General features: G+C 35.0%; 24 protein-coding genes. 16 read left to right on the top strand and 8 right to left on the bottom strand.

The annotated features are described in order from the left end of the window. Window positions 1–55 precede the first annotated feature (55 nt). On the bottom strand, window positions 56–790 hold the full coding sequence (locus TERY_RS04660; protein ID WP_011610769.1) for a glycoside hydrolase family protein: 735 nt from the start codon (window positions 788–790) through the stop codon (window positions 56–58). 213 nt (window positions 791–1,003) lie between these two features. Further along, window positions 1,004–1,669: an NAD(P)H-binding protein gene (locus TERY_RS04655; protein ID WP_011610768.1), complete on the bottom strand. Its 666-nt coding sequence runs from the start codon at window positions 1,667–1,669 to the stop codon at window positions 1,004–1,006. Between the two features lie 238 nt (window positions 1,670–1,907). Here TERY_RS04655 and TERY_RS04650 point away from each other — a divergent pair, with 238 nt between their 5' ends. Further along, window positions 1,908–2,666, top strand: a complete 759-nt coding sequence (locus tag TERY_RS04650; RefSeq protein WP_011610767.1) for a DUF1997 domain-containing protein — start codon at window positions 1,908–1,910, stop codon at window positions 2,664–2,666. 483 nt (window positions 2,667–3,149) lie between these two features. Here the strand turns inward: TERY_RS04650 and TERY_RS04645 are convergent, their stop codons facing one another. Then, window positions 3,150–3,617, bottom strand: coding sequence for a DUF4079 family protein (locus TERY_RS04645; protein WP_011610766.1), 468 nt, complete (start codon window positions 3,615–3,617; stop codon window positions 3,150–3,152). Window positions 3,618–3,877: 260 nt separating this feature from the next. Here TERY_RS04645 and TERY_RS04640 point away from each other — a divergent pair, with 260 nt between their 5' ends. Then, window positions 3,878–5,362 carry an ankyrin repeat domain-containing protein gene (locus TERY_RS04640; RefSeq protein ID WP_011610765.1) on the top strand — a complete coding sequence of 495 codons (1,485 nt, stop codon included), beginning with the start codon at window positions 3,878–3,880 and terminating at the stop codon, window positions 5,360–5,362. A gap of 147 nt (window positions 5,363–5,509) precedes the next feature. Here the strand turns inward: TERY_RS04640 and TERY_RS04635 are convergent, their stop codons facing one another. Further along, window positions 5,510–6,304, bottom strand: a complete 795-nt coding sequence (locus TERY_RS04635; protein WP_044136416.1) for a phycobilisome rod-core linker polypeptide — start codon at window positions 6,302–6,304, stop codon at window positions 5,510–5,512. A 196-nt stretch (window positions 6,305–6,500) separates the two neighbouring features. Between TERY_RS04635 and TERY_RS04630 the strand changes: the two genes are divergently transcribed. From TERY_RS04630 to TERY_RS04605, 8 genes are all read left to right on the top strand, one after another. Then, on the top strand, window positions 6,501–7,034 hold the full coding sequence (locus TERY_RS04630) for a bleomycin hydrolase (RefSeq protein ID WP_011610763.1): 534 nt from the start codon (window positions 6,501–6,503) through the stop codon (window positions 7,032–7,034). Window positions 7,035–7,113: 79 nt separating this feature from the next. Further along, complete coding sequence (locus TERY_RS04625) at window positions 7,114–7,656, top strand: bleomycin hydrolase (protein ID WP_370497145.1); 543 nt, start codon at window positions 7,114–7,116, stop codon at window positions 7,654–7,656. Window positions 7,657–7,727: 71 nt separating this feature from the next. Further along, the gene (locus tag TERY_RS04620; RefSeq protein ID WP_011610761.1) at window positions 7,728–8,222 is read left to right on the top strand and encodes a bleomycin hydrolase; all 495 of its coding nucleotides are present in this window, start codon (window positions 7,728–7,730) and stop codon (window positions 8,220–8,222) included. 658 nt (window positions 8,223–8,880) lie between these two features. After that, window positions 8,881–9,492: a HEAT repeat domain-containing protein gene (locus TERY_RS04615; RefSeq protein WP_011610760.1), complete on the top strand. Its 612-nt coding sequence runs from the start codon at window positions 8,881–8,883 to the stop codon at window positions 9,490–9,492. Window positions 9,493–10,170: 678 nt separating this feature from the next. Continuing rightward, window positions 10,171–10,674: a helix-turn-helix domain-containing protein gene (locus TERY_RS04610; RefSeq protein WP_011609939.1), complete on the top strand. Its 504-nt coding sequence runs from the start codon at window positions 10,171–10,173 to the stop codon at window positions 10,672–10,674. Window positions 10,675–10,682: 8 nt separating this feature from the next. Continuing rightward, the gene (locus TERY_RS27125) at window positions 10,683–11,138 is read left to right on the top strand and encodes an IS630 family transposase (RefSeq protein WP_081432519.1); all 456 of its coding nucleotides are present in this window, start codon (window positions 10,683–10,685) and stop codon (window positions 11,136–11,138) included. 302 nt (window positions 11,139–11,440) lie between these two features. Beyond that, window positions 11,441–11,605 carry a transposase gene (locus TERY_RS27120; RefSeq protein ID WP_071820545.1) on the top strand — a complete coding sequence of 55 codons (165 nt, stop codon included), beginning with the start codon at window positions 11,441–11,443 and terminating at the stop codon, window positions 11,603–11,605. Further along, entirely contained in the window at window positions 11,562–11,942 is a 381-nt protein-coding gene (locus tag TERY_RS04605; RefSeq protein ID WP_011610759.1) for a transposase, read from the top strand. Before TERY_RS27120 ends, TERY_RS04605 begins: the two co-directional genes overlap by 44 nt. An 847-nt stretch (window positions 11,943–12,789) precedes the next feature. On the opposite strand, the gene TERY_RS04600 is transcribed toward TERY_RS04605, so the two are convergent. Both TERY_RS04600 and TERY_RS34500 read right to left on the bottom strand, forming a co-directional pair. Next, on the bottom strand, window positions 12,790–14,067 hold the full coding sequence (locus TERY_RS04600; protein ID WP_011610758.1) for a HEAT repeat domain-containing protein: 1,278 nt from the start codon (window positions 14,065–14,067) through the stop codon (window positions 12,790–12,792). A 485-nt stretch (window positions 14,068–14,552) separates the two neighbouring features. Next, window positions 14,553–14,840, bottom strand: coding sequence for a hypothetical protein (locus tag TERY_RS34500; RefSeq protein ID WP_011610757.1), 288 nt, complete (start codon window positions 14,838–14,840; stop codon window positions 14,553–14,555). A 784-nt stretch (window positions 14,841–15,624) separates the two neighbouring features. Between TERY_RS34500 and TERY_RS04590 the strand changes: the two genes are divergently transcribed. Continuing rightward, window positions 15,625–16,098 carry an ankyrin repeat domain-containing protein gene (locus tag TERY_RS04590; protein WP_011610756.1) on the top strand — a complete coding sequence of 158 codons (474 nt, stop codon included), beginning with the start codon at window positions 15,625–15,627 and terminating at the stop codon, window positions 16,096–16,098. 21 nt (window positions 16,099–16,119) lie between these two features. Then, the gene (locus TERY_RS04585) at window positions 16,120–16,977 is read left to right on the top strand and encodes a HEAT repeat domain-containing protein (protein WP_011610755.1); all 858 of its coding nucleotides are present in this window, start codon (window positions 16,120–16,122) and stop codon (window positions 16,975–16,977) included. Between the two features lie 197 nt (window positions 16,978–17,174). On the opposite strand, the gene TERY_RS04580 is transcribed toward TERY_RS04585, so the two are convergent. Both TERY_RS04580 and TERY_RS04575 read right to left on the bottom strand, forming a co-directional pair. After that, window positions 17,175–18,107, bottom strand: coding sequence for a phycobilisome linker polypeptide (locus tag TERY_RS04580; RefSeq protein ID WP_011610754.1), 933 nt, complete (start codon window positions 18,105–18,107; stop codon window positions 17,175–17,177). Window positions 18,108–19,504: 1,397 nt separating this feature from the next. Continuing rightward, window positions 19,505–20,299 carry a phycobilisome rod-core linker polypeptide gene (locus tag TERY_RS04575; RefSeq protein WP_011610753.1) on the bottom strand — a complete coding sequence of 265 codons (795 nt, stop codon included), beginning with the start codon at window positions 20,297–20,299 and terminating at the stop codon, window positions 19,505–19,507. A gap of 486 nt (window positions 20,300–20,785) precedes the next feature. Between TERY_RS04575 and TERY_RS04570 the strand changes: the two genes are divergently transcribed. The 4 genes from TERY_RS04570 to TERY_RS04555 all read left to right on the top strand — a co-directional run bounded on the left by TERY_RS04570 (window position 20,786) and on the right by TERY_RS04555 (window position 23,716). Next, entirely contained in the window at window positions 20,786–21,325 is a 540-nt protein-coding gene (locus TERY_RS04570; RefSeq protein ID WP_011610752.1) for a bleomycin hydrolase, read from the top strand. An 85-nt stretch (window positions 21,326–21,410) separates the two neighbouring features. Further along, complete coding sequence (locus tag TERY_RS04565; RefSeq protein ID WP_011610751.1) at window positions 21,411–21,899, top strand: bleomycin hydrolase; 489 nt, start codon at window positions 21,411–21,413, stop codon at window positions 21,897–21,899. A gap of 145 nt (window positions 21,900–22,044) precedes the next feature. Then, window positions 22,045–22,350: an ankyrin repeat domain-containing protein gene (locus TERY_RS04560; protein ID WP_011610750.1), complete on the top strand. Its 306-nt coding sequence runs from the start codon at window positions 22,045–22,047 to the stop codon at window positions 22,348–22,350. Between the two features lie 706 nt (window positions 22,351–23,056). Then, on the top strand, window positions 23,057–23,716 hold the full coding sequence (locus TERY_RS04555) for a HEAT repeat domain-containing protein (RefSeq protein WP_011610749.1): 660 nt from the start codon (window positions 23,057–23,059) through the stop codon (window positions 23,714–23,716). Window positions 23,717–23,772: the final 56 nt, after the last annotated feature.

The following is a 23,772-nucleotide window of genomic DNA, read 5'->3' as shown; positions in this document are numbered from 1 at the left end:
CATGAAGACTGTATTTATTGGAAAATACTCAACCACTACAGAAACTTCTTTTTTTTCAATCAAAACTACCTCCCAACAAACTTAATTCATCTTCCAAAACTTTTTTATATACTGTTGGCAAATGCTTCGTCATAGAATTAGTTTCAATTCCATATCCTAAACTTGTCCATGTACCAGATAATAATTGCAGAACTTGATTTAATTCTCCCCTTCTTAACAACTCAGGAATATCTGCTTTCCAGTATTTGCGATCGCTTAACCAACCATACACAACAGCATCCTGATATTTGGGCTCAAAACTATAAGATTTCCAAAACATAAACGAATCATGATGTCTAGGATAATAACGTTTTGCCATCAGATACCAAGTATTACTTAACATTTGATATCGTCCTGCTGCCGTGCTACAGTTTCCCTTATTTGGACCTGAAACAATTGTGATACACCAGTCTGGATGTTTGCTGAGGTCAGATACCTTTTTACCTGTATAAACAACATGATAAGGCTCAGAATAATTGGATTCACTAGCTGAAATAGTTCGCATTAAGGCCCTAATATAAGGGTCACCACCTTTCATTACTAGTCGAGGCCATTTTTCCTTCTTATTATAATCATTATTTATTGGAGTATTTGATTTACTTATTAAATTTAATTTTCCCTTAAAAACCTGGAAAAAAGATATAAAAGAGACAATAACTATCGATATAAAAATTAGGCGTTTAAAAAGTATGAAACGGACTTTAGAAGGCTGTCGTTTCTTTCTGATAATTTTTGGTCTAACAGAACCCATCTAAAATTTTCAAGGATGATTTTACAAATATTCTTCTGAGAGCTTGTGACAATGAATTACATTTTTTCAAGTCTCTAATAAAAATATAGTTTAACTTAAATAAGCCAAAGCTGCTCCCCATCTTTAAAATGTAAAACAGCTCGGATTTTTTTAGAAAATAATTACTGTATTGAAATAATTTCAAAATTTGCTACGTAGTAAATCAATTTAAAACTACTGCAAAGAGGGAGAACTAAATAATTCTACCAAAGATTTTTCAGGCGCTTTTGCCTGAGTAACAATCTCTACAATTTTATTACAAGCTGCTGATTGAAAAATAGCCTCTACAGAAACTTGTGCGACTTTAGTACGAGGAATACTACCTTCAAATAAGCGATCTGCAGGTTCCATCACAATAGGAAATTGATTGTCATCATTTTTCAAACCACCAGGGCGGACAATAGTATAATTAATACCACTTTTCTTAATATATTCTTCAGCTTGTTTCTTCCAAAATAAAACTAACCAGAACAAATTTAAGGGGTGAAAAAACTTAGACACACAGAGGGATGAAACTAAAACAAAATGTTTAATACCCTTCTGCTTTGAAACATCTACTAAATTTTTAGTTCCTAAATAATCAACCATTAATGGACCAGCAAAATTAAAGTTAGGTTTAGCACCTGTAGCACATAATACAACTGTGCTATCCCCCATAGCATTATAAAGACTAGTAGGATTAAGGACATCCCCCATAACTAGCTCTGCTTTTGGAGGCAGAATTTCTCTAGCCATTTCTAAGTTACGAACTAAAGCTTTAACAGGAATATCTCGTCTTACCAACTCTTGTACGATTCGACGGCCTGTTTGACCAGTTGCTCCAGGAATAAATGCTTTCATATTTCAATGTATATAAAGTTCAAGTTATAAAAAGTAATAGCTTTCAGACCAAAGTCTCCAGACTTGTCATATTTATTTGAGAAACCAGAAATATAGACAACAATTTTCTCTAGTGTAGTTTAACAAAATGAACACTGCTATAATATATTAAATAAATATTAATTATAATTCCATGATTCATACTTTATAAAGATAAATTAATGCTCTTTGGCAATCCTAAAATTATTAAGTATAGTTTATGTATAAAACCAAAATTCTAACCATGCATGAAAATTTGGCAGGACATGAAACTTTAGAAATAGACAAAAAATTGATTAATGATTGTTACCTAAATAAAATAAAAATAAACACATTAGAAAATAATAAAACAACCTGGTTTAAGGTAAAATACAGTGACTATATGCAACTATATGTAGATGTTGAAACTGTAGCAAAGCACTTTAACTCTCACAAGAATTGGTTTTATAGATGCGCTTATCCAATGAAAGTTGAGCCCCTCGGAGAAAATGGCTATGATTTATTAGTTGGAAAATTTGGTTCTTTTGGATACCAGATAGAAGCGAGAGTTGGCTTGGAGCTAGTACCATCAGATTCCCCAAGAAAATATAGAATCAGAAATATTAAATTGCCAAATTATACAGCTCCTGGATATGAAATTAAATTTCAATCAGAAATGGAGTTGGTAGAGTTACCTACAGATCAATTTCATAATCAGAAGGAGATTCAAAAATGGGGACTCCCCAATGTTATGACTGGAGTAGAATGGGATTTAGATTTGACCGTGGGGGTTAAGTTTCCTGAGTTTATTCAGAAAATGTCTCCTACTTTAATTGAGAATACTGGCAATAACTTATTAGTAAAAATAGTGCGCCAGGTATCACGGTATTTAAGCTACAAAACTCAAATAGATTTTCATAAGACCTATAATTTGCCATTTCCCAAGCAAAGAAAAAGAAAGGAGGGGCTTGGTTTCCCAACCCCTAAAATATCTAAATAAATATTTATAGTAGTGCAAGATTTAACCGAATCTAAAGTCAACACGCAAGTCATAAACCTTGAATGTGTATGGGATCAACAGTTAAAGTAATAACTTTGTAGTCTTTAGTCTTGCTGAGACCAACAAGATCCATAGTTTCAGTTTCAAGGCTCCTAGTCTACTTCTAATCCGCACTATGAAAACTCAGAGGTCCATTATTTAATATTGCTTAACTTATGACCATTTATTCTAAGACGAATTTTAGTTCTAGGATGAGCAAAATTGTTTGCTTTTTCAACAAGCTCCTAACTTTTTTAATGTGTACTTTACTTTTATTTCAAGCTAACTAATTACTATGGGTAACCTTAACAAGCTTTGTCAGGAGTTTGCATTAACTATAACTTCATTCCTTTACTGTTAGGACTTTCTGAAAATATTAAATTTAGTTAATGGCAATAATTTCACTTTCCTTGGGGATACTATGTCAAGACAACAGAAAGCATATCACATATTACTAATAATTCTTAACAGAATTTCTACTCCCGTCACAGCTTGCCAACTAAAAAGGCCTAGCAATGAAACGTTAAGGGCTATATGGCTGTAACGTGCCCAATTTTGGCCTTTTTGCATGAAAGGAGTTAGAGAAGCAGACATAGCGATCGCTCCCATCATACCTAAACCTGCTAGAAGATGAGGACCAAAAAACAGCTTACCATTATTAATATAAGTGACTGTCATCCCACCTAGAGACCCTAAAACCATAAAAGATAGGAGTATGGAACCCACTTGGTGATGTTTAAATTTAAATTTAGCAAATTCTTTTTTCTTTTCTGTTTTTGTTGCTGTTCTGCTACTGCGAACTTTAATACCAAGATATAAGGCATAAATCCCCAAGGCCAAAAGTATCCACATAATTAGAGGATGAAAAAAATTGAGCCAAGGCTTAATTGACTCTGGAATTGGTAGGTCCATAATTAATATTCTCTCTGGAGTTTGTAAAAAAACTTTGTAAAACTTATCATAACACCCAAACTGTGTTAATTTTTATAAAAACCTTAACTGAATCAACATCATTTTGAAGGACAAAAGTCTGATAAATTTTTCAGGACTTTTCACAAAACATGAGAATTATCTTGGCTTGTACCATTTAAATCTCCCAGCGATGGTTTTTACCCCAGCATTCTTGGCTTTGCCAGTTAAAATAGACCAAAACATAGATTATAGTTATTACTATGGCTTCGCAAAAAGAAGAAACTGCTTTAGTACAGGCTGTTAAAAATAGCAATTTTGCTCAAGTATCTATCCTCGTGGCTCAAAATATTAATGCTAATGCTCAAGCTCTAGATGGTACAACTGCTCTAATGGTGGCCGCAGAAAAGGGCTATACTCAAATAGCCTCTTTATTACTAGATAAAGGCGCTAATGTCAACTATACGAAAAAAAAGTTTGGCGCTACAGCTTTAATGTTGGCTGCGGCTCATGGGCGATCTGAAATAGTAGAAGTTTTGTTAAGTAGAGGTGCTGATGTCAATGCTAAAAATTATGATGGTGCTTCTCCTCTAATGGTCGCCTCTATGAATGGTTATCTGTTAGTGGTGAATCAGCTAATAGCCGCTGGGGCAGATGTTAATGTGGTAGACAAAGATCATGATACCGCTTTGGGTTTAGCAACCGCTCAAGGTTATCAAAATGTAGTTCAAGTTTTGCTAGATGCTGGGGCTAGAATAGATGAGTCTACTTTATCTGTAGTTGCTCATAGTAATCATGCCAAAATGAGAGAAATTTTGCTTAATTATGGTGTGGATGTAAATACTAAAAATTTACAGGGTAAAACATGGTTAATACAAGCAGCAGAAGCAGGTGATTTATCTACTGTCAAGACACTATTAAAAGCTGGTGCTGATGTTAATTTTAGAGATAAAGATGGAGAAACTGCCCTGATTTTATCTGCTGATCAAGGTGATTTAGAAATTGTCAAAGCATTATTAGAATCAGGGGCAGATGTAAATATTAAAAGCAGAAGTGGTGGAACAGCTTTGATGGCTGCTGCCGCTGAAGGAAATCTAGTGATCGTCTCTACTTTATTAGATGCTAATAGTGATGTTAATGCTCAAGATTTAGAAGGAGAAACAGCACTAAGTTTTGCAATAGGAGAAAATCATACTGAAACAGTCAAAATTCTCCTTGAACATCAGGCAGAAATAATTACTAAAAATCAAGCTGGCGATACACCTTTATTCAGTGCAATTTTTCATGGTTATACGGATGTTGTCTCAATTTTATTGGCAACAATAGAAAAGCAAAATCTGACATCTTTACTAAATAGTAAATATTTAGGAGAAACAGCCTTAACTTTAGCAATTTGGCAAAAAAATAGGGAGATTATTAATATTTTGCTAGATGTTGGTGTAGATATAAATATTCCAGCTCAGGGAGGTTATACCCCAATGATAAAAGCAGTATACCAAGGTGATATTGAAACATTAAAGATACTTTTAGGAAGAGAAGCCGATATTAATCTTAGAGATGATAATCAGGCAACAGCTTTAATGTGGGCAGCATATCAAGGTCATACTGAAGCTGTAAAATTGTTAATTGATTCTGGAGCTAATTTAACCTATAAAAATACAAGTGGTTATACAGCTTTAATGCTAGCAGAATTTAATGGTTATCAAGATATTGTTAGATTACTTAGTAATGCTAAAGGAGAACATTAATACTAGATCAAAAAATCTGGATTTTCTTCTAAATGAAATAGGGGAAATAGAAACTGAGCAGTAATAATCTACATCTATTTTCCTTTGATTAAAAATCAAAGTTTTTAACAGCTAGAGATAGGTTTTAAACTCACCCACAACCAAACATTAGACTTTCTCAGTAATACTAATAATCTTCCCGCCAGTCTGATGAATTCTTTGTACAAATGGGGACATCTCAGTATAGTTGATTATCAATTCTTTCTTACTGAGGCGGTTCAGTCTAGCTGATACCTTAGAGGTAGTATAAACAATACGGAAACGTTTGCCCATATTCCCATAGTTAGCTCCATTTCCTCTAGCTTGAAGTTTAATAGGAGTGGGTAAATTACTAGCAACAGAAGAAAGTAATTGAGAACGATTATCTCCGTCATTAGTAGCCGGTCCACCTAACAAGGAAAATATTCGATTAAAGGTATTATTTTTTAAACCAATTTGGGAAGTAATACCATAGGGATAAGGTACAATTGATTCTCCAAAATTTTCGTTATATTCTTGAGTATCAATATAGGAATCTATTTCGGCTTCATATCCCTTTTCGTTATAAATTTGAACGTGCTGAGAAATTTCTGTTTGATCTTGAGGAGCACGGCCTAATAGGTGCTTGTAGTTTAGCTCAATAAAGCGATATTGATTATTACTATTAAAAAATAGAGATTGATACAAACTAGATTGAGCTATCTGTCGAACAAATTCCCTAACAGTAATTTCTCCATTACGCAGTTGAGACTCAGCAGTTGAAAGACGGTTGCTTTCCATAATGTACTGATTGCCCAATATCTGTTTGTAAACTGCCCTAATTATTATTTGTACATCTTCCTCAGTAGGATTGGGGCGGAGTTCTAAAGGGTAAACTTCAAAGGTATCTATCCCTAAAGTTTTTGATGTGGCTAACTTTTTCATTCGTTTATTTATTGAATAGAATAAATATTTTGTCTCTATCATAAGTTCTTGGTACCTCATTGACTGAAAAATTGTAACAAATGTTTACTTATTTACGAATTGTTACTTTCTTCCTCAGAAAGAGAGACAAAAGAGACATTCTTATTAGAAACTTTATATCCAGAGTTATAGAAAATAAACTTTTAAGGAGAACTCAATGTTAGATGCTTTTTCAAAAGCTGTAGTTACAGCAGATACAAAAACTGCTCCTATTGGTACCGAAGAATTAGCTAGCCTGAAAGAATTCATTGCCGCAGGTAACAAGCGTCTTGATTCAGTAAACGCTATTACTAGCAACGCCAGCTGTATTGTATCTGATGCTGTTGCTGGTATGATCTGTGAAAACAATGGATTAATCCAGGCAGGTGGTAACTGCTATCCTAACCGTCGTATGGCTGCTTGCTTGCGTGATGGAGAAATTATTCTCCGCTATGTTACCTATGCACTACTAGCTGGGGATGCTTCTGTCCTCAATGACCGTTGCTTAAATGGTTTGAAAGAAACCTACATCGCATTAGGTGTACCAGCTACAAGTGCAGCTCGTGCAGTGGGAATTATGAAAGCAGCAGCTGTTGCTTTTATCAACAATACAGCTTCTCAACGCAAGATGAGTGTTACTGAAGGTGACTGCTCTAGTTTAGCCAGTGAATGTGCAGGCTACTTTGATACAGTCATTGCTGCTATTAGTTAAAATCACTTAGTTTTGAGTTATTCAAACTAAAGACTTAACCTTTTAAAGCAATCCATTTTTAAAGTTAGAGAAAAACCTAATTATGTCATCAGTTCATGAGATAATTGATGCCGCTGATGCTCAAGGTCGCTTTCCAAGTAGCTCAGATCTAGAGTCCTTAGCTAGCATCAAAGAACTGATTGATCAAGGCAACAAACGTCTTGATGCAGTGAACTTTATTAGTAGCAACGCTAGCTGTATTGTATCTGATGCTGTTTCAGGTATGATCTGTGAAAACCCGGGATTAATCCAGGCAGGTGGTAACTGCTATCCTAACCGTCGTATGGCTGCTTGCTTGCGTGATGGAGAAATTATTCTCCGCTATGTCACCTATGCACTAATAGCTCGGGATGATTCTATCCTCAATGATCGTTGCTTAAATGGTTTGAAAGAAACCTACATCGCTTTAGGTGTACCAACTACAAGTGCAAGTCGTGCAGTGGGAATTATGAAAGCAGCAGCTGTTGCTTTTATCAACAATACAGCTTCTCAACGCAAGATGAGTGTTACTAAAGGTGATTGCTCTAGTTTAGCCAGTGAATGTGCAGGCTACTTTGATACAGTTATTGCTGCTATTAATTAAAATCACCTAATTGAAATCTAAGAGCTAACCTTTTGATCCAATCTATTTTTATATAGGAGAAAAACTACATTATGAAATCAGTTATTACCACAGTAATTTCTGCTGCTGATGCGGCAGGTCGTTTCCCTAGCACCTCAGATCTAGAGTCCGTACAAGGTTCTATCCAACGTGCAGCAGCTCGTCTAGAAGCTGCTGAAAAACTAGGAGGCAATCTTGATGCAGTTGCTAAAGAAGCCTATGAAGCTTGTATTAGCAAGTATAGTTACTTGAATAACACTGGTGAAGCTCATTCCACACCAGTTTTTAAGGAAAAGTGCCTCCGCGATATCAAGCACTATATGCGCCTAATTAACTACTGCTTAGTTGTTGGTGGAACTGGTCCTCTTGATGAATGGGGAATTGCTGGTCAACGTGAAGTTTATCGTGCTCTCAGCTTACCTACTGCACCTTATGTTGAAGCTTTGACTTTTGCCCGTAATCGTGGTTGTGCTCCTCGCGATATGTCCGCTCAAGCATTGACTGAATACACTGCTCTTCTCGACTATGTAATCAACTCTCTATCCTAAGAAACTAGGAATTTAAGCCAAAGCCACACTTTGGCTTTAAAACTACTTTAATTTTAGAAGTTTGGGACTCTTAGTTAGTTATTTACCTAATAGTAGATAAGTAACTAACTAAGAGTTCCTTTGTTTTTTTACTGGAAAATTGTAATACAAGCTCAGGCATTTTTGGCCAACTTTTGTGAAAATAGGAATAGTTTTAAAAATACCCACCTGCTTTCTTAGCTAGTATTATGAGGATAAGCTCGTCATAATTGAATGTTCCTTAAGTAATTTGAGAAAGCTCAGAGTCAATGAGGAAATAAAACTTAAAGCATTATCTGAAAATAAGCTTTTTAAATTTTCTCCTGTAGACCTCCCTCCTAAATCTGATACTCACTGTGCCAAGTTGAAAAGTTTTTGAACAATAGGAAAAAAACCGGATTCCAAGCCTCCGGGTTGAGCCAGAGTGATTGTTTCACTACTAAACATGAAAAACAAAGATCCTCTTTAGGATACTAATATCATGTCCCGTTAAATACTTACACTTCGGAAAAAGTAAGCCAGAAATCATAAAATAGAAGGAACAAAGAAAGAAAAGGCACTTACAAGAAAAAGTTTTTTGAGCACTGATGATTCAGAGGTGGTATAGTTGATAACTAATAACTGATAACTGATAACTGAAATGACAGAACCGTCATTATTTGAACAACTCAAATATCCTGATCCTGGCTTGCGCGATCAAGCAATGCGGGAAATAACTGAAACTAGGGATGAAACGACTATTCCTCGCTTAATGAGAATTTTGGCAGAAGAAAATACAGTCTATCGGCGAGCAGCAGTTAAGACACTAGGAGCTATTGGGATAGATACTATACCACTTCTAGTAGATTCATTGCTCAAGAGTGATAATTCAACTATTAGAAGCAGTTGTGCTAAAGCTCTAGCTCAGATAGCTTATAACTATAAGGATATTCCCTTTCCTTCCGAAGGTATTAAGGGTTTAAAGGAAGGACTCAATGACTCTCATCCGGTTGTTCAGATTACTTCGGCAATGGCTTTAGGGGTTATTGGTGTGCCTGCTTTAGATACCTTACTAGAAGTTCTTGATCAGACTGATAATGTAGGCTTAGCAGTAGCAATTATTAATGCTGTTAGCTCTATTGATGATGATCGCTCAATAGAAATATTAACCAAATTGGGAAATGATGAATCTGCTGATACCTATGTAAGGGAAGTTGCTAATGGTGCTTTATCTCGCTTGGATATGTTGAAGTTTAAATCTCACCCTGGTTAAATTAACTTTTTGGTTCTGCACAATGAGGAATAATGAAATCCGAAATTCTTAATGATCACAATAATTTAAAGTAAAAGTCTTGTGCTATTAAGTCGGTCCTATGTTTATGATAATTTTCCTGTTATCGCCATAGACTTAAACTGTTTCCAAGTTTTTATGACAGGAAAATTTTTGTGCTTTTCTGATATCCCTATCAGACTAAAATAAGCACTAGGTGATATCAGAATGTCTGATTTTATTTGGTGACATTGGTTTGTCTATTCCTAGTTTAGCATTTGTATGTTTGACTATATTGTAAACGGTGTCATTAGCTAGTCTTTTTCCCCAATTAGAACGACTTATGTTTATAAATAATGGGTCTGTAGCACCTAAGTGCAGGAGAAAAAACTTGACTTATAGAACAGGAAAAGGTTTCATAGAACTTAAACCATAATGTCCATCAAATCTGAATATTTAGGAGATTAGTTGACTAGAAAAAACTTCTAAATTAACACTTTTCTTGCCATGGAGCCAGAATTAAATTTCTCCCTTTATTTATCTAGGCTGTATTTAGAGAAATATTAACTTGGCACAAATAGCAACTGTATTTTTATCTAATGCCCAAGTAAGTTCTAATTATACTAATTTCATAAACTTAAGCTACACTTTTAGAAGTAACCTATTATAGAAAATGTCCCCATGTCAGGAGTAGTAAAAATTGAGATAAATGAATCGGTAGAAACTCTCAAAAAACTTTTAAAAAGTGCGAGTACAGCTCAAGAAAAGGAAAGACTTCAAACTATTTACTGGTTGAAAACTCAAACAGTAGAAACAGTAAAAGAAATTGCGATAATGTTAGGACGCAATCGAGTCACAGTACAAAAATGGTTAGGGAAATATCGTACAGGTGGACTGAATCTTTTACTAGAACCAAAGAAAAATCTAGGAGGGAGGCCAAGTTCAATTCCACCAAATGTAATCGAGAAATTAGAAGCAGAATTGCAAAACCCGGAAGGTTTCCAAAGCTATGGTGAAATTCAACAGTGGTTAACGACTTGTTTTGACATCGAGCTGTCTTATCGAACAGTTCATCAATTAGTCAGATATAAATTAAAAAGTAAATTAAAAGTTCCACGTCCAAATCACATAAAACAAAATAAAGAAGCTCAAGAAAACTTTAAAAAAAACTCTCATCTCAACTAGAAGAGAAAATTAAGTTAATTAATAAATATTCGGAAAATCAACTGCCAATTCGCTATTGGTGTCAAGACGAGACTAGAATTGGATTAAAAACTATAACAGGTAAAGTCATTACTGCTTGCGGTGTTAAGCCCATTGGTTTATATCAATGGCTATTTAAATATCTATGGCTTTATGGTTTAGTAGAACCAAAAACAGGAGATTCCTTTTTTTATGAATTTAGTCATCTAGATACTCCTTGCTTTGAAAGATTTTTAGAGCTTTTTTCTCAAACATATCCTGAAGAGATTCATATTATTCAACTAGATAACGGGCGAGGGCATCTAGGGAATGATTTATCTATCCCTGATCACATCATTTTATTATTTCAACCTCCTTATTGTCCCGAAGTTAATCCCATTGAAAGACTGTGGAAAGAGGTGAAAAAATTCTTGAAAAATCGAGTTTTCGATTCCTTAGATTTCTGACGCAGAATCCTGAGAAATATATTAACTGGATTTAGTCAAAAAGATATTGCTTCTTGTACAGGATATGATTTTATTCTTGAAGCATTATGTGTAGTCGGACTTTAGGAAATTGGTATAACTAGGCTTAGTTTCATAGTCCGGAGAATCATTTATTTTCAGTTGGTCACGGCTTTGTTGCACAAAAGATGATGTTTAGGGTAAAAATAGTAGAGTATGGCACAAAAAACTGTACCAATGAGTAAGTCTCAATCTAACTCCAAGTCTAAGTCCAAATCTCATACCCCGGGTAAGTAATTGGTCTTATGGATGATGCCTCCTTAAAGCCCAGGGGCAGTCTCACATTTTGGTTGAGTCAGGAAGTGATAGAACAGTGGCTCAATCAGAATAAAACTGGACTTAGGGGAGCATCCAACACCTATAGCAATGTCCCCCGCCAAGCTAATGGCCACCCTTGCTACTTTGTTTAGTTTGGCAGGAGGACAAACTGAGGGTTTCTTGGAATCTATATTTGAATTGATGGGAATAGACTTACCAGTCCCAGAGCATAGTACTTTGTGTCGTCGCTTGAGTAAACTGAACATCAAGATACGGATATTACTAACAACAGAAGCCATACACCTGGTAGTAGACTCTACGGGAGTAAAAGTGTATGGCAAGGGAGAATGGAAAACAAGAATTCATGGTGTGGGCTTAGGTCGGACATGGCGTAAGCTCCATTTGGGGGTAAATGAGGCAACTGGGGAGATTGATAAATATAATCGATTACTCTACCGATTTTATCATCGTTTAAATATTAACTTTTGATATCTGCCCATAATAATTTTTATACATCGTTGTATTCAAATAAATTACTAAATAAATATAAGAATTACTAAATAAATATAGAGGATATTATACCATTTCTATTTTCTTAATAATTAAGGCTTTTTTACTTGTCACGATTTATTTTTTTGACTATAAAATCTGAATATTTGGTTGATAATTTATACTATTTTTATCTCATAAATTAGTTATTTAAGTATTCCTAATTGGCGGATATTTTTTAATTTTATTTATTCCATTAAAGACATTTTTTTAATATTAAAAATTATGAGATTATCAGCTTTATGATATCACTTGAAGTCATTAAACAGCAAAAGTAATTTTACTTGATTAAATAGATGGGTTTTATATAACCTTTTGTGATACATTATGAAGTAGAAATGTGGGTAGTAAGATATGGATAATTTAATACGCTTTTTCCTTTCATATTGGCTGAATAAATATAAAAAGTATCAGGTATATTTGCATAAAGACAAAAAAAGTAAACTATGGTCAGCAAAAAATATTGCCAAATATTTTAATTGAATAAAAATGTCGAATAAAAAAACATTATTAAATCCAAAATTTACCAAGGTTGTGAGATTAGGAACATACCATTATCAATAAAGTTTTCCTTTAAAAAAATCTCTAAATATAGTTTTCAACTAGCTAATCACACCTTTAAAAAAATAAATTGTACAAATTTAATCTAAAATAAATTATCAAATCAAGCTTCTATCAAAACGACTGTTCAGGTTACTTGGAAACGAGTCATAAGGATATTTTTTGAATTCGGAGAAAGATGTTTATGCAACATCTCTACCCCTTATCCTTACTAAAACATTACAACTCAAATCATACTTTTGGCTTTAGTTTGAATCAATAAATCTGAATCATCAACAAGCACCTTAGCAGTCTGACTATCTCCTAACTGTCTTAATGCCAATAAACAAGCATATTTCAAATCAAAAATTCTTGTATCACTGATAGTTTTTCTAAGCAAAGGTATCGATCGCTCATCTCCCAAATTTGCCAGAGCAAGTGCAGCAGCACCACGAGATTTTTGAAACTGAGGTGCTTTATTGTAAAGTGCTTCTACCAACAAATCATAAGCATCAACATATTTAAGCCAACCTAAAAGTTTAACTACATGATAGTGAGCACCATAATCATTATGGGCACTTTCTGCAAAAGTTGCCATTAATGTTGCACCTGTAACTTCTGGATCAAAATGTTGCAAAAGAGTCTTACTAGCTAAATAACACCTACCAAAATCTGTACTATATAATTCCTTAATCACAAATTCTAAGGCTGGAGCTTGGTCATATTCGTGAACTAATTCTAAATCATTGGGATGGTCGCGAATAACTGAATCTAAAAAGGGTTCAATTTCAGCAAAGTTAATCTCACCTGTGGGAATACCTGCTTGTGCTAAAAGTCTAATGCCCCGGAGACGAAAAACCATGGATACAGGGCATTTTGCAATATTTGGAATCGACTTATAATATTTAGTATCAATCAGATCTTGAATACAACCCCGCCTAGCATTAACACTAGAGTGCTGTAAAAACTCCACCACCTTTGTTATTTGTGAGTAGTCCCCCGTTAAACGGCAAATAGTAGCGATCGCTGCACTAGCAATAGGTTTGTCATCATATTCTGTAAACTGCTGAATCTTAGTTATTGCAGGTTTATAGTTAAACTTTCCTAACACCTGAATAATCAAACGATAACTTTGATCAGGTTTTTCCAACAACTGAGCAATTTCTGCCAGAATTTCTTGGTCTTCAGTGCCTATTTCGCCAATTGCCCAAACAGCATTTTCTGTAGTGTAGCAGTCCGCATCACCCAAACAAGATCGAATTGTGGGCAATGCTGATACCACATTTAAACGCCCCAATGTTTCGATCGCCTTACGTCTAGCAATTTTTTGTTCTAAAACAGGATTTGTATCTTGTATAGTTTTAATTAAAGCATTAATTGATCGTTCGCTAGGAAAATTAACTAAATGACTAGCTGCAATATAACGGTCTGATTTATCTTCTAATTCTTCTAGAGGTGTTTCTAACAAAGCAATTGCTTTTTCTTCAGTTAATCCAGGAAATATATTGAAAAAACGCTTATCCATTTTCAGTCTATGTTAATTACAATCAACAATTAATTTCTTGATTGAATAAATCATATAGCAGTTTGGGGCATAAAGATACACTAAAACCTTTGTAGAGATATTCCTAGACATATCTCTACTATTTTTTACAATATAGGGTAAAGTGTGTAACATTTTTTGAAAATCATTCCTGAAAAACTTAAGCAAACGGTAAGTTTTGATGTTGTATTTTTTTGTTTACCTAGAGTTGAGATACTTTCTTTCTCCTGTTCCAAGACTAGCTGAATCTTTTGCCACAACTACTCAGGTATACTGTTGTAGTTTTTATAGACTTCGGAAAACCGCTGCTCTATTTCAGAAAAGTATTGTTCTACATAATTTTTCCCCTTTGATTTTAAATAATTCAGAACTTCTTGCTCAAATAAATTAATCCCCTGACCTTTAACTCCTCTGAAATATAGCTTGTAAAAATACCACTGGGTCTCTTCAGGAAGTCCTACACATTTTCAGGCAATGTACCCATTTAATCCCAACAAATCTTCCCAAATTGTTAAGCTTTCTTCCATTTCCAACAAATTTTTACCAAAAACTTGAATCATTTTACTTACTTCGCCATAGACGCAAAAATCAGCAAATACATAACAATATTGTTCACACCTTCCACCCCAAGGTTTTTGCACGTTGCACGAATTTGGTGTATAAATTATCTGATTCTTAAGGGGAAAGAACAGGTCAAAGATTTTTATGTCATAGATGGGTTTTTTCAGACTTACAAAATTAACTCCCTCAAACATTTGTGCTATAAGTTTAGAGATTGTCTGATGAAAGATAAAACTTTTTGTCCATTGGTGAGCAATCTCTTCCCCTAATTATGGCTCAATCAAATTGGGTGCATCGGCGCTCTTCTCATGGCCTAATGCCAAAAGGTGAATACTATCATTGATTTATTAAGTCAACCATCTCTACTGCAAAACAAAAGGATGGATTTTTTTTCAACAATGTTTTTTGCAATTTTGTCAAGCAATTAAGTAGCAAAAGTAATAAAAATTAACTTATGAGAGTGAATGCACAAGCTCATATTTAAGACAAGTAGAGTGGTTAATATTAGTTCGTTAAGACAGGTAGTTAAGATTTGGTTTAGGAATTTATAAGTATTATTGCTTAATTATTTGCCAGAGTTTCTAAAGGTATTCATCGATCTTCAAGAATGATAAATTCAAATTTTCAATATTAACTAAACATTCAACTTTAATTGACTTTTTAAATGTTTATGGTACATACATTAATGACTGTCATTAGACAATCATTGTTGACAATATTAAGCCTCATCTTTTTTGACCATTATGTTCCTAAATCCTTTATTAATGCTTTTAAAGCTTTTGAGCACCGCTCCCAGCCTTCTTGGCTTTCTCAATTGCAAGTTAATGTTAATTATTCTTCTGACAGTAGGGATGTTTCATGCAGCATCTCTACCTACTTTCAATATCCGAGGTGAAAAGTTTTGGATAAATGGTATAAGTTAATTCAAGGAATTAGCTACAAATACTACCAACTTAAACTTATAAATGAATAGGAAAAATGGATACCAATGATAAATTGATAGAAGCGGCTAAAAAGGGTCATGTTGATCTAGTACAAACTTTGCTTGTACAAGCTGATAATATAGATGCTACAGACATCATCTTTAATAGGACAGCTTTGATGTGGGCGGCTCGACAAGGAGAAACTGCCACCGTTAAAATTCTGCTAGCTCTAGGAGCAGATATTAATGCTGCCGATAAATATGGTGTTACAGCCTTACAAGCATCCGCTTCTTTTGGTCATACTGTAACAGTTAAAACTATTCTTGAATATGAAGCAAATATTAATGTTCAAGATGCTCGAGGATGGACTGCTTTAATGATGGCTGTTGCCCATAATCATCCTGACACAGTGCAAGTGTTGCTAGAAAATAAAGCCCGAAAAGATATTCAGGAAGAGAATGGTTTAACGGCATTGATTATGGCTCAAAAATACAATTATTCTGATATGGTAGAATTATTAAAATCTTGATTGATTGATTATTAATTTTTCATGGTTAATATTTCTGAGAAATTACCAGACCCCATAGAAACTGAACAATTATTAAAACAAATTAATGAACAACTTACCCAAAAAACATTTGACCCAAAAGACTCTGAGCTATTACAAAAAATGGTAGAAGCCCTCGCAGATAAACGAGGTATGATTCGATTAGGTTTTGTTGAGGCTTTTGGTAAAATTGGCAAACCCATAACTCCTTTCTTGTTAAAAGCACTAGCAAATCATCCTAATCCTGTTGTGAGGCGCTCGGCCGGAAAAGGATTAGCTCAAATTCAAGAACCATCCTCTATTCCCACTTTAATTAATGCACTATTAAATGATGAGGATACAGTGGTCAAAAGTTCATCTGCCGGAGCATTAGCCAAAATGGGTGCCCTCGCCGTTAAACCTTTGTTAGAAATCATAAAAGGAGATTATCCTGGTACATGTAAGGGGCAAGCTAGTTGGGCATTAGGCTTTATTGGTTCAGAAGGTATTGAAGAATTATTGTTAGCATACCAATCAGATCACAGAGATGTTCGAGTTAGTGTAGTAGGAGCATTAGGGAGAATAGCAGAAAGCAGATGGGATAATAGTTTAGAGCAAATTCTCTTTTCTGCCCTTGAGGATCGAGATATTGAAGTGCGTCTGGAAGCGATCGCGACTTTAAGTAAAATACCACCAGCATTGGCATTAGCTAAACTTATTCCTCTATTAGAGGAATCTAATTTAGAATTATCAAAAGCAGCTTTTCTAGCATTAGGAAAATTAGGAGAAAAAGAAGCTTTACCTTATTTAGAAGCTAAATTAGAAGATAATCGACCTGGAATTTCACAAGTTGCTAAAATTGCTATTTCTCAAATTAAATAATGTTAAGGACTTTTATAAAAAAAACTCTCCCCTAATCTCTAGAGGAGAGGCCTGGGGTAGGGGTAACAAGTCTTGCCCACCCTATTGCTGTGCTTGTGTCAAAGACAAATATTAAATTTATTAGCTTCTTAGTTTAAAGGCCAAGACTGAGACTTAAGTGAATTTAGGGATAAACACACAAATAGTTGACCAATTATTTAAAGATCTTTTTTAGCTGTTTTTTTCTTCCCTCTTCTTTTACCCTTATTCTTAACTGGCTGCTTATTTGCAAGTGATTTCTTCGACAATGTGACGTCGGTCTCAACGGGCTGCTGATTTGCTGGTGATTTCTTCGACAATGTGACGTCGGTCTCAACGGGCTGCTGAGTTGCTGTTGATTCCTCTGAAGTCTCAACGGGCTGCTGAGTTGCTGTTGATTCCTCCGAAGTCTCAACGGGCTGCTGAGTTGCTTTTGATTCCTCCGAAGTCTCAACGGGCTGCTGAGTTGCTGTTGATTCCTCTGAAGTCTCAACGGGCTGCTGAGTTGCTTTTGATTCCTCCGAAGTCTCAACGGGCTGCTGAGTTGCTTTTGATTCCTCTGAAGTCTCAACTGGTGGCTGAGTTGCTGTTGATTCCTCTAAAGTCTCAACTGGTGGCTGAGTTGCTGTTGATTCCTCTAAAGTCTCAACTGGTGGCTGAGTTGCTGTTGATTCCTCTAAAGTCTCAACTGGTGGCTGAGTTGCTGTTGATTCCTCTAAAGTCTCAACTGGTGGCTGAGTTGCTGTTGATTCCTCTAAAGTCTCAACGGGCTGCTGAGTTGCTGTTGATTCCTCTAAAGTCTCAACGGGCTGCTGAGTTGCTGTTGATTCCTCTAAAGTCTCAACTGGTGGCTGAGTTGCTGTTGATTCCTCTAAAGTCTCAACTGGTGGCTGAGTTGCTGTTGATTCTCCTAACAATGTAACGCTTACAATTTTTCCTCCTAAAGAATAAATCTCTCGCAGTGCTTCATTCATACGCTTATGAGAAACTTTCTTTTTGTAAGTACTGACCCGTTTAAAATCTTGACGACAGACTCCTGTCACCTCAATTTCAATAATGCGATCATCATAATTACTCATTTGGGAAGTTTCAATGGTTGTCATTTGTTTCATTATTAAGTTCCTCTAACAAAAATAGAGTTGTTTGGTATGTGAAAATGTAACATACTCAAATGCTTACTATATAATATTTTCATAGTTTTAGGCAAAAAAACACTATAGACTTTAACTGATAAGGGTTTTAGCCATTTTTCTTCCTTAATTCCAAACAACTCTACTAATATACTAACAAATATAAAAAAAGCTATAATAGTCAGAAAAGCAATTATTTGACTTGTTACTGACTACTATTTTCTATTTTATCATACTACTTAATTTCAAACAGCCCTATTTTAATAAAAGCAATTATTTTGCTTGTTACTGACTACTATTTTCTATTTTATTAGACTGCTTCATAAAATCAGTATCAAACGTTATATAAATTATATTTTGATTTTTAATTCCTGCTTATCCTTAGCTCGTCAGCATTTGATTCATTCACAGGCATCAACTCTCAAGCCGACTACATTTTAATAACTCAAACTGGGGTTCAAATCACGGTCTATAGATATACAACATTCAGGGCAGTCATAAATTCTTAAACTTCTATGGCATATCTTAGACGTGACCGCAATATTTAGCCAGTTTTTGATGATGGAAAGTCACATTCGACGAGGGTATCACCACCCTTGACCTCTGTTTCAAAATTAAACTTGAGAGTTTCGCTCCTCATTCGGATCCTGATAATTAGGGTGACTTTGAGATTAGGTTTATATTTTCCCTTACTTCCCACCTTGACTTCTAGAGTTCTAGAGTTGACTCCGCGCTAATCTTATTAATATTATTACCTTTAGCATGGTTGCGCGAAGGTTTATTTATTCACCGACTACAAAGCTCATGTTTAGCCAGCAATGTTTTTTGTTGGTTATTTGAGTGCAGTTTAGTTTTGAATCCAAGTAAAATGAATAAAGATAATTACAGATAGAGAGAAATAATACTAGATTATAACCAACAGCTTACCTGCCCCAGAACGGTACCACTGAGTTTTATATTCAAGCTGTCTCCTAAACTCATAAAATTCATCGTCTGTACCAACCCCTCTTGCTCCCCTCTGAATGAGGGGATGGAGGTGAGTCGGGGTTAGCTAAAATACCCTTGAGGTTAAAATCTTCTATTGACCTCTAAGCATTGGTTTTGGCTACATAAGTTGCCAGTTTATGAAGTTTCCTAGTTGTGCTTACACAACTAGGAAAGATTATTCAGTCAAAAAAAACCTGCCCTTAATTTTAAAATGAATCATGGCTTCTTCCTTTCACAGAAAGCTCCTAAACTTTATAGTTACATTGTTGTGGTTCAGTATTTCAGTACTAAAAAAGTATATAAAGAATCCCCCATAATGCTTTACAAATAAGGTTTGACTCGCCCATAGACGTTTCTTGTTGTACCAAGCTCTGAACCTCCCAATAGTGGAGTTAAACTAACTCAGTTATCTTAACAATTTTACCACCACTTCTGTGAATATTGCGAACTTGTTGGTTCATTTGAGAATAGGTAACGACCCTTTTTCTTTTCCCACGACGATTCAGCCTGGCATCAGCAGTACGAGATAAAAACTCGATCAGGAAAGATTTAGATGTATTGCTGGAAGCTGCTCCGTTACCAACTGCTGGTGCTTTGATTGGAGTTGCTAAATTAGCAGCTAAAGAGGAAATTAATTTGGCACTGCGATCGCGATCGCTTGTAGCTGGTCCTCTTAATAAAGAAAATGTCCGATTGAAACTTTCCGTCTTCATCCCACGTCGGCTCTTTATCTGACGAGGATAAGGAACAATATCTTCTCCAAAACTATTAATATAGTCATTACTATCAAGGTAAGAATCTATTTCCGCATCATATCCTTGCTCGCGATATATTAAAACATGATCACTAATTTCCGCTTGATCGAGAGGAGGACGACCTAAAAGGTGTTTAAAGTTGAGTTCAATAAATCGGTTTTGGGAAGAACTATGAAAGAAGAGAGACTGATACAAAGGTGATTTGGCCACAACTCTGATAAACTCACGTACATTAATGGATCCATTTCTCAACAGAGCTTCTGGACTGTGAAGACGTTGGCTTTCCATCATATATTCATTTCCTAATACCTGTTTATAGACCGCTCGAATAACAGTTTGTAAGTCATCTTCTGTAAAATTAGAACGCAACTCTAATGGTTCAACTTCAAAAGCATCTAATCCTAAAGTTGCTGATAAGGCTAAATTGCCCATATTTTTCTCCTTAAATTATGATTTTTTAAACATTACAAAAAAACAGAAATCCTCAGCTCTCTAAAACTTAAGGAGCCATAGCAGTTTTTAATTGGCTAAACCACAAAATTCCAACTTCTGTAAAGCTCCCTACCCTGCTTTTCAAAAGTAGAATCTTAATATTCTAGTAGAACTTTCCCTACTATAAATCTACATTACTTAAATTCAACTACTATAGTCTATTAGCTGAAAATTTTTGTAATGAATAATTTAAAGTATTTGCATCTATATTACTTAGAATTATATTATAATAAATAACTTATGAAAAACAAATTGTTACAATTGTTTATTTTGTTACAAAACATTAATTACTTTATAATAATCAAAGACAAAGTGGGACTTTAACCTTTATATTATATCCGAACGGTTAAATTAAGTAAACCAAATAATTAGTCCCTCACATTCTATTAGGGACGAAGAAAAAAATAAAAAATCAGGAGATTAAATATGCTCGATGCATTTTCTAGATCAGTAATTTCGGCAGACAGTAGCGGTTCTTTCATTGATGGTGCTGGGTTAGAATCACTTAAATCCTTTATTGCAGACGGAAATAAACGTCTTGATGCAGTCAACTTTATTGCTAGTAATGCTAGCTGTATCGTTAGCGATGCTGTAGCAGGTATCTGTTGTGAAAGTCCTGGTTTGACTTCACCAGGTGGTGGTGTTTATACTACCCGTAAAATGGCAGCTTGCTTGCGTGATGGTGACATAATTCTTCGTTATATTTGTTATGCTCTTCTCGCTGGTGATGCTTCCGTACTCAATGACCGTTGTTTAAATGGTCTGAAAGAAACATATGCAGCATTAGGTGTACCAGCTGGAAATGCAGCTCGTGCAGTTGCTATTATGAAAGCAGCAGCTGTAGCTTTTGTAACTAATACAGCTTCTCAACGTAAAATGACTGTAACTGAACAACCAGGATCTTGTGATTCTTTAGCGGCAGAAGTTGGTGGTTACTTTGATGCTGTTGTTGCAGCTATTAGCTAGAATCCAAGAATTTTTCGTTCATATATTTTTTATTTTTTTGTGCTTTATCAATTTTTACAATTTTTAAGAGGGGAGAATCTCAATTATGAAATCAGTTTTAACCACAACAATTGCATCTGCAGATTTAGGTGGTCGTTATCCGAGTAGTTCTGACTTAGAGTCAGTTCAAGGTAGTTTACAACGTGCAGCAGCTCGTATGGAAGCTGCAGAAAAATTAGCTTCTAACTATGATGCGGTTGCTCAAGAAGCTGTTGACGCAATTTATGCTAAATACCCCAGTGGAAGTGGCAAAGATATTGGTGCAGAAGTTCAAAAAAGCAAGTGTAAGCGTGACATCGTTCACTATTTACGTTTAATCAATTATTGTTTGGTAGTTGGTGGTACAGGTCCTGTTGATGAATGGGGTATTGCAGGTGCTCGTGAAGTTTATAAAGCACTGGGAATTAGCACTGATACTTATGTGACTGGTTTAGCTAAAATTCGTGACCGCCTTTGTGTTCCTCGTGATATGTCTGGTCAAGCAGCAACTGAATTAACAGCATATCTTGATTACGTGATCAACGCTATGTCCTAATCATAGGTATGTCTCAAATGAGAAAAAAGTAACGATTTTTGATAGCTGAAGGATTCTGCAGCCTTTTATTTGACTGGAACAGTTAAGTAATGGACTCAGCTTCCTTCACTATGTGATTAAGGAGTGTTTTTCAAAAAATAATTAAATGAGTGATACTGATGACCTAAATGAAGCCCTCTTGCAAGCTAGTAAAGAAGGGAAGCTAGAATTAGTCAGATCCCTAATTACGCAGGGTGCTGATGTTAATGTCAAAGACAAGGAAAATGCTACCTCTTTAATGAGGGCAGTTTCACGTAATTACAAAGAAGTAGTCAAGTTGTTGCTAGAGAAAGGGGCAGATGTCAATGCAGTAAATGACTGGGGCTATAGTCCTTTAAAATATGCTAAAAAACTTAATTTAAAAGAGATGGAAAATATTCTTCGGGAAGCTGGTGCCACTGATAATAAATAACAAGATTTACCAAAAATATCAAATCATACAATATCTGTAGATTTAAGGCTGTTTTCCCCTACTAGATATAGTGCTTATGCGTCAGTCCTTAATCAAATCAACTCTGTAGAATAGCTATCTTTAAACATAAAACAGGTAGAGGTCTGTTCTACAATTTTTATCTTGACAATAATCTTCTTTTTCCAAGAGAATAAAAAAGTTATTTATTTTATATTATATTAATTAATTATTTAATAATTGAAGTTTGACAAAAATTTAGCATTACTGATGGGAATTGGCTTTATGGGATAATTCTCAAAATATAAACATGGCTGATGAATATTCTGAAAAGCCCAGCCTGGAGAAAGTAATTGAACAACTCTACAATACTAATTCTGGCCATTATTATCGGGCTAAGTCAATTGATGTGAGAATTATATCCAGAAGCAAGACTTATTTATTGATACACTAAAAATCGCTGCGACTATTTCCCTTAGCTTTCTGGGTAGTTAACAATCAATTCCTGATGCTAAACTTTGCTCTAACACAAAAGTTGGGAAATTTAACTATACTCGTTTACTTGCTTTAGACTATTTAAGGGATGATATTGGTAGAAAGATTTGTGCATTAGATTCAGATTGGCCAGTTTTAGCTAAAGTCTAATGTTTTATCAATTAAATTATAATCCAATATTATACCCCAAAATTAGTTAATTTGTCAACTATTTATGGTAACTACAGATATATATCAACAATTAAAAAATAAAAATCCTGTTTTACGACAAAGAGCTATGAGCAAAATTGTCGAAGAACCTACCAGTGAATCAATTCCTCAGTTGATAGAGATTTTATCAGATGAAAATCCTAATTACCGTAATGGAGCTACCCAAACTTTAACAGTAATTGGTCTACCAGCAATTCCTGCTTTAGCTGAAGAATTGATTAATAATGACAGCCATCAAGTTAGAGCTTCCTGTGTCCAAGCTTTTTCGGAAATTGCTCGTTTCTTTCCTCATGATTATCCTGGAGAGACTTTCCCTCAAGTTGCTATTGATGCATTGCACAAAGCTCTCAATGACCCCAGTTCTGCAATTCAAGTTGCAGCCACTGGTGCTCTGGGAACAATTGGTAAGCCAGCTCTAGAAATTCTACTGTCGGCTTTAGACACAGAAGATATTGCACTGCGTCTTTCGGTCATTCAGGCGATCGTATCTTCAAATGTCTTAAAAGGTGCTGAAGATGACCCTAAAACCATAGAGGACTATGATCGAATAGCAAATCTATTATCTAAAATTGCTGAGGATGAAACGGTAGATTCTTATATTCGTGAAACAGCTCAAGCAGCTTTGACTCGCATGGCTGCCTCAAAAGTCAAAACTCGTTATTAATTAATTTAGGTATTAAAACTCAAAAACTTGTAATTGGCAAAATTATAAAACAAACT

The organism is Trichodesmium erythraeum IMS101 (genome assembly GCF_000014265.1).
Lineage (GTDB): Bacteria > Cyanobacteriota > Cyanobacteriia > Cyanobacteriales > Microcoleaceae > Trichodesmium > Trichodesmium erythraeum.
This window is presented reverse-complemented; position numbering and strand designations above follow the sequence as displayed.

Bases quoted from the DNA above. Each gene is read 5' to 3' on its own strand.
- TERY_RS04610 (WP_011609939.1), top strand. From the start codon at position 10,171: ATGTCAGGAGTAGTAAAAATTGAGATAAATGAATCGGTAGAAACTCTC.
- TERY_RS04655 (WP_011610768.1), bottom strand. From the start codon at position 1,669: ATGAAAGCATTTATTCCTGGAGCAACTGGTCAAACAGGCCGTCGAATC.
- TERY_RS04650 (WP_011610767.1), top strand. From the start codon at position 1,908: ATGTATAAAACCAAAATTCTAACCATGCATGAAAATTTGGCAGGACAT.
- TERY_RS04630 (WP_011610763.1), top strand. From the start codon at position 6,501: ATGTTAGATGCTTTTTCAAAAGCTGTAGTTACAGCAGATACAAAAACT.
- TERY_RS04555 (WP_011610749.1), top strand. From the start codon at position 23,057: ATGGTAACTACAGATATATATCAACAATTAAAAAATAAAAATCCTGTT.
- TERY_RS27120 (WP_071820545.1), top strand. From the start codon at position 11,441: ATGGATGATGCCTCCTTAAAGCCCAGGGGCAGTCTCACATTTTGGTTG.
- TERY_RS04575 (WP_011610753.1), bottom strand. From the start codon at position 20,299: ATGGGCAATTTAGCCTTATCAGCAACTTTAGGATTAGATGCTTTTGAA.
- TERY_RS04585 (WP_011610755.1), top strand. From the start codon at position 16,120: ATGGTTAATATTTCTGAGAAATTACCAGACCCCATAGAAACTGAACAA.
- TERY_RS04590 (WP_011610756.1), top strand. From the start codon at position 15,625: ATGGATACCAATGATAAATTGATAGAAGCGGCTAAAAAGGGTCATGTT.
- TERY_RS04600 (WP_011610758.1), bottom strand. From the start codon at position 14,067: ATGGATAAGCGTTTTTTCAATATATTTCCTGGATTAACTGAAGAAAAA.
- TERY_RS04580 (WP_011610754.1), bottom strand. From the start codon at position 18,107: ATGAAACAAATGACAACCATTGAAACTTCCCAAATGAGTAATTATGAT.
- TERY_RS04645 (WP_011610766.1), bottom strand. From the start codon at position 3,617: ATGGACCTACCAATTCCAGAGTCAATTAAGCCTTGGCTCAATTTTTTT.
- TERY_RS04605 (WP_011610759.1), top strand. From the start codon at position 11,562: ATGTCCCCCGCCAAGCTAATGGCCACCCTTGCTACTTTGTTTAGTTTG.
- TERY_RS04620 (WP_011610761.1), top strand. From the start codon at position 7,728: ATGAAATCAGTTATTACCACAGTAATTTCTGCTGCTGATGCGGCAGGT.
- TERY_RS04635 (WP_044136416.1), bottom strand. From the start codon at position 6,304: ATGAAAAAGTTAGCCACATCAAAAACTTTAGGGATAGATACCTTTGAA.
- TERY_RS04560 (WP_011610750.1), top strand. From the start codon at position 22,045: ATGAGTGATACTGATGACCTAAATGAAGCCCTCTTGCAAGCTAGTAAA.
- TERY_RS04570 (WP_011610752.1), top strand. From the start codon at position 20,786: ATGCTCGATGCATTTTCTAGATCAGTAATTTCGGCAGACAGTAGCGGT.
- TERY_RS04640 (WP_011610765.1), top strand. From the start codon at position 3,878: ATGGCTTCGCAAAAAGAAGAAACTGCTTTAGTACAGGCTGTTAAAAAT.
- TERY_RS04615 (WP_011610760.1), top strand. From the start codon at position 8,881: ATGACAGAACCGTCATTATTTGAACAACTCAAATATCCTGATCCTGGC.
- TERY_RS34500 (WP_011610757.1), bottom strand. From the start codon at position 14,840: ATGTTTGAGGGAGTTAATTTTGTAAGTCTGAAAAAACCCATCTATGAC.
- TERY_RS04660 (WP_011610769.1), bottom strand. From the start codon at position 790: ATGGGTTCTGTTAGACCAAAAATTATCAGAAAGAAACGACAGCCTTCT.
- TERY_RS04565 (WP_011610751.1), top strand. From the start codon at position 21,411: ATGAAATCAGTTTTAACCACAACAATTGCATCTGCAGATTTAGGTGGT.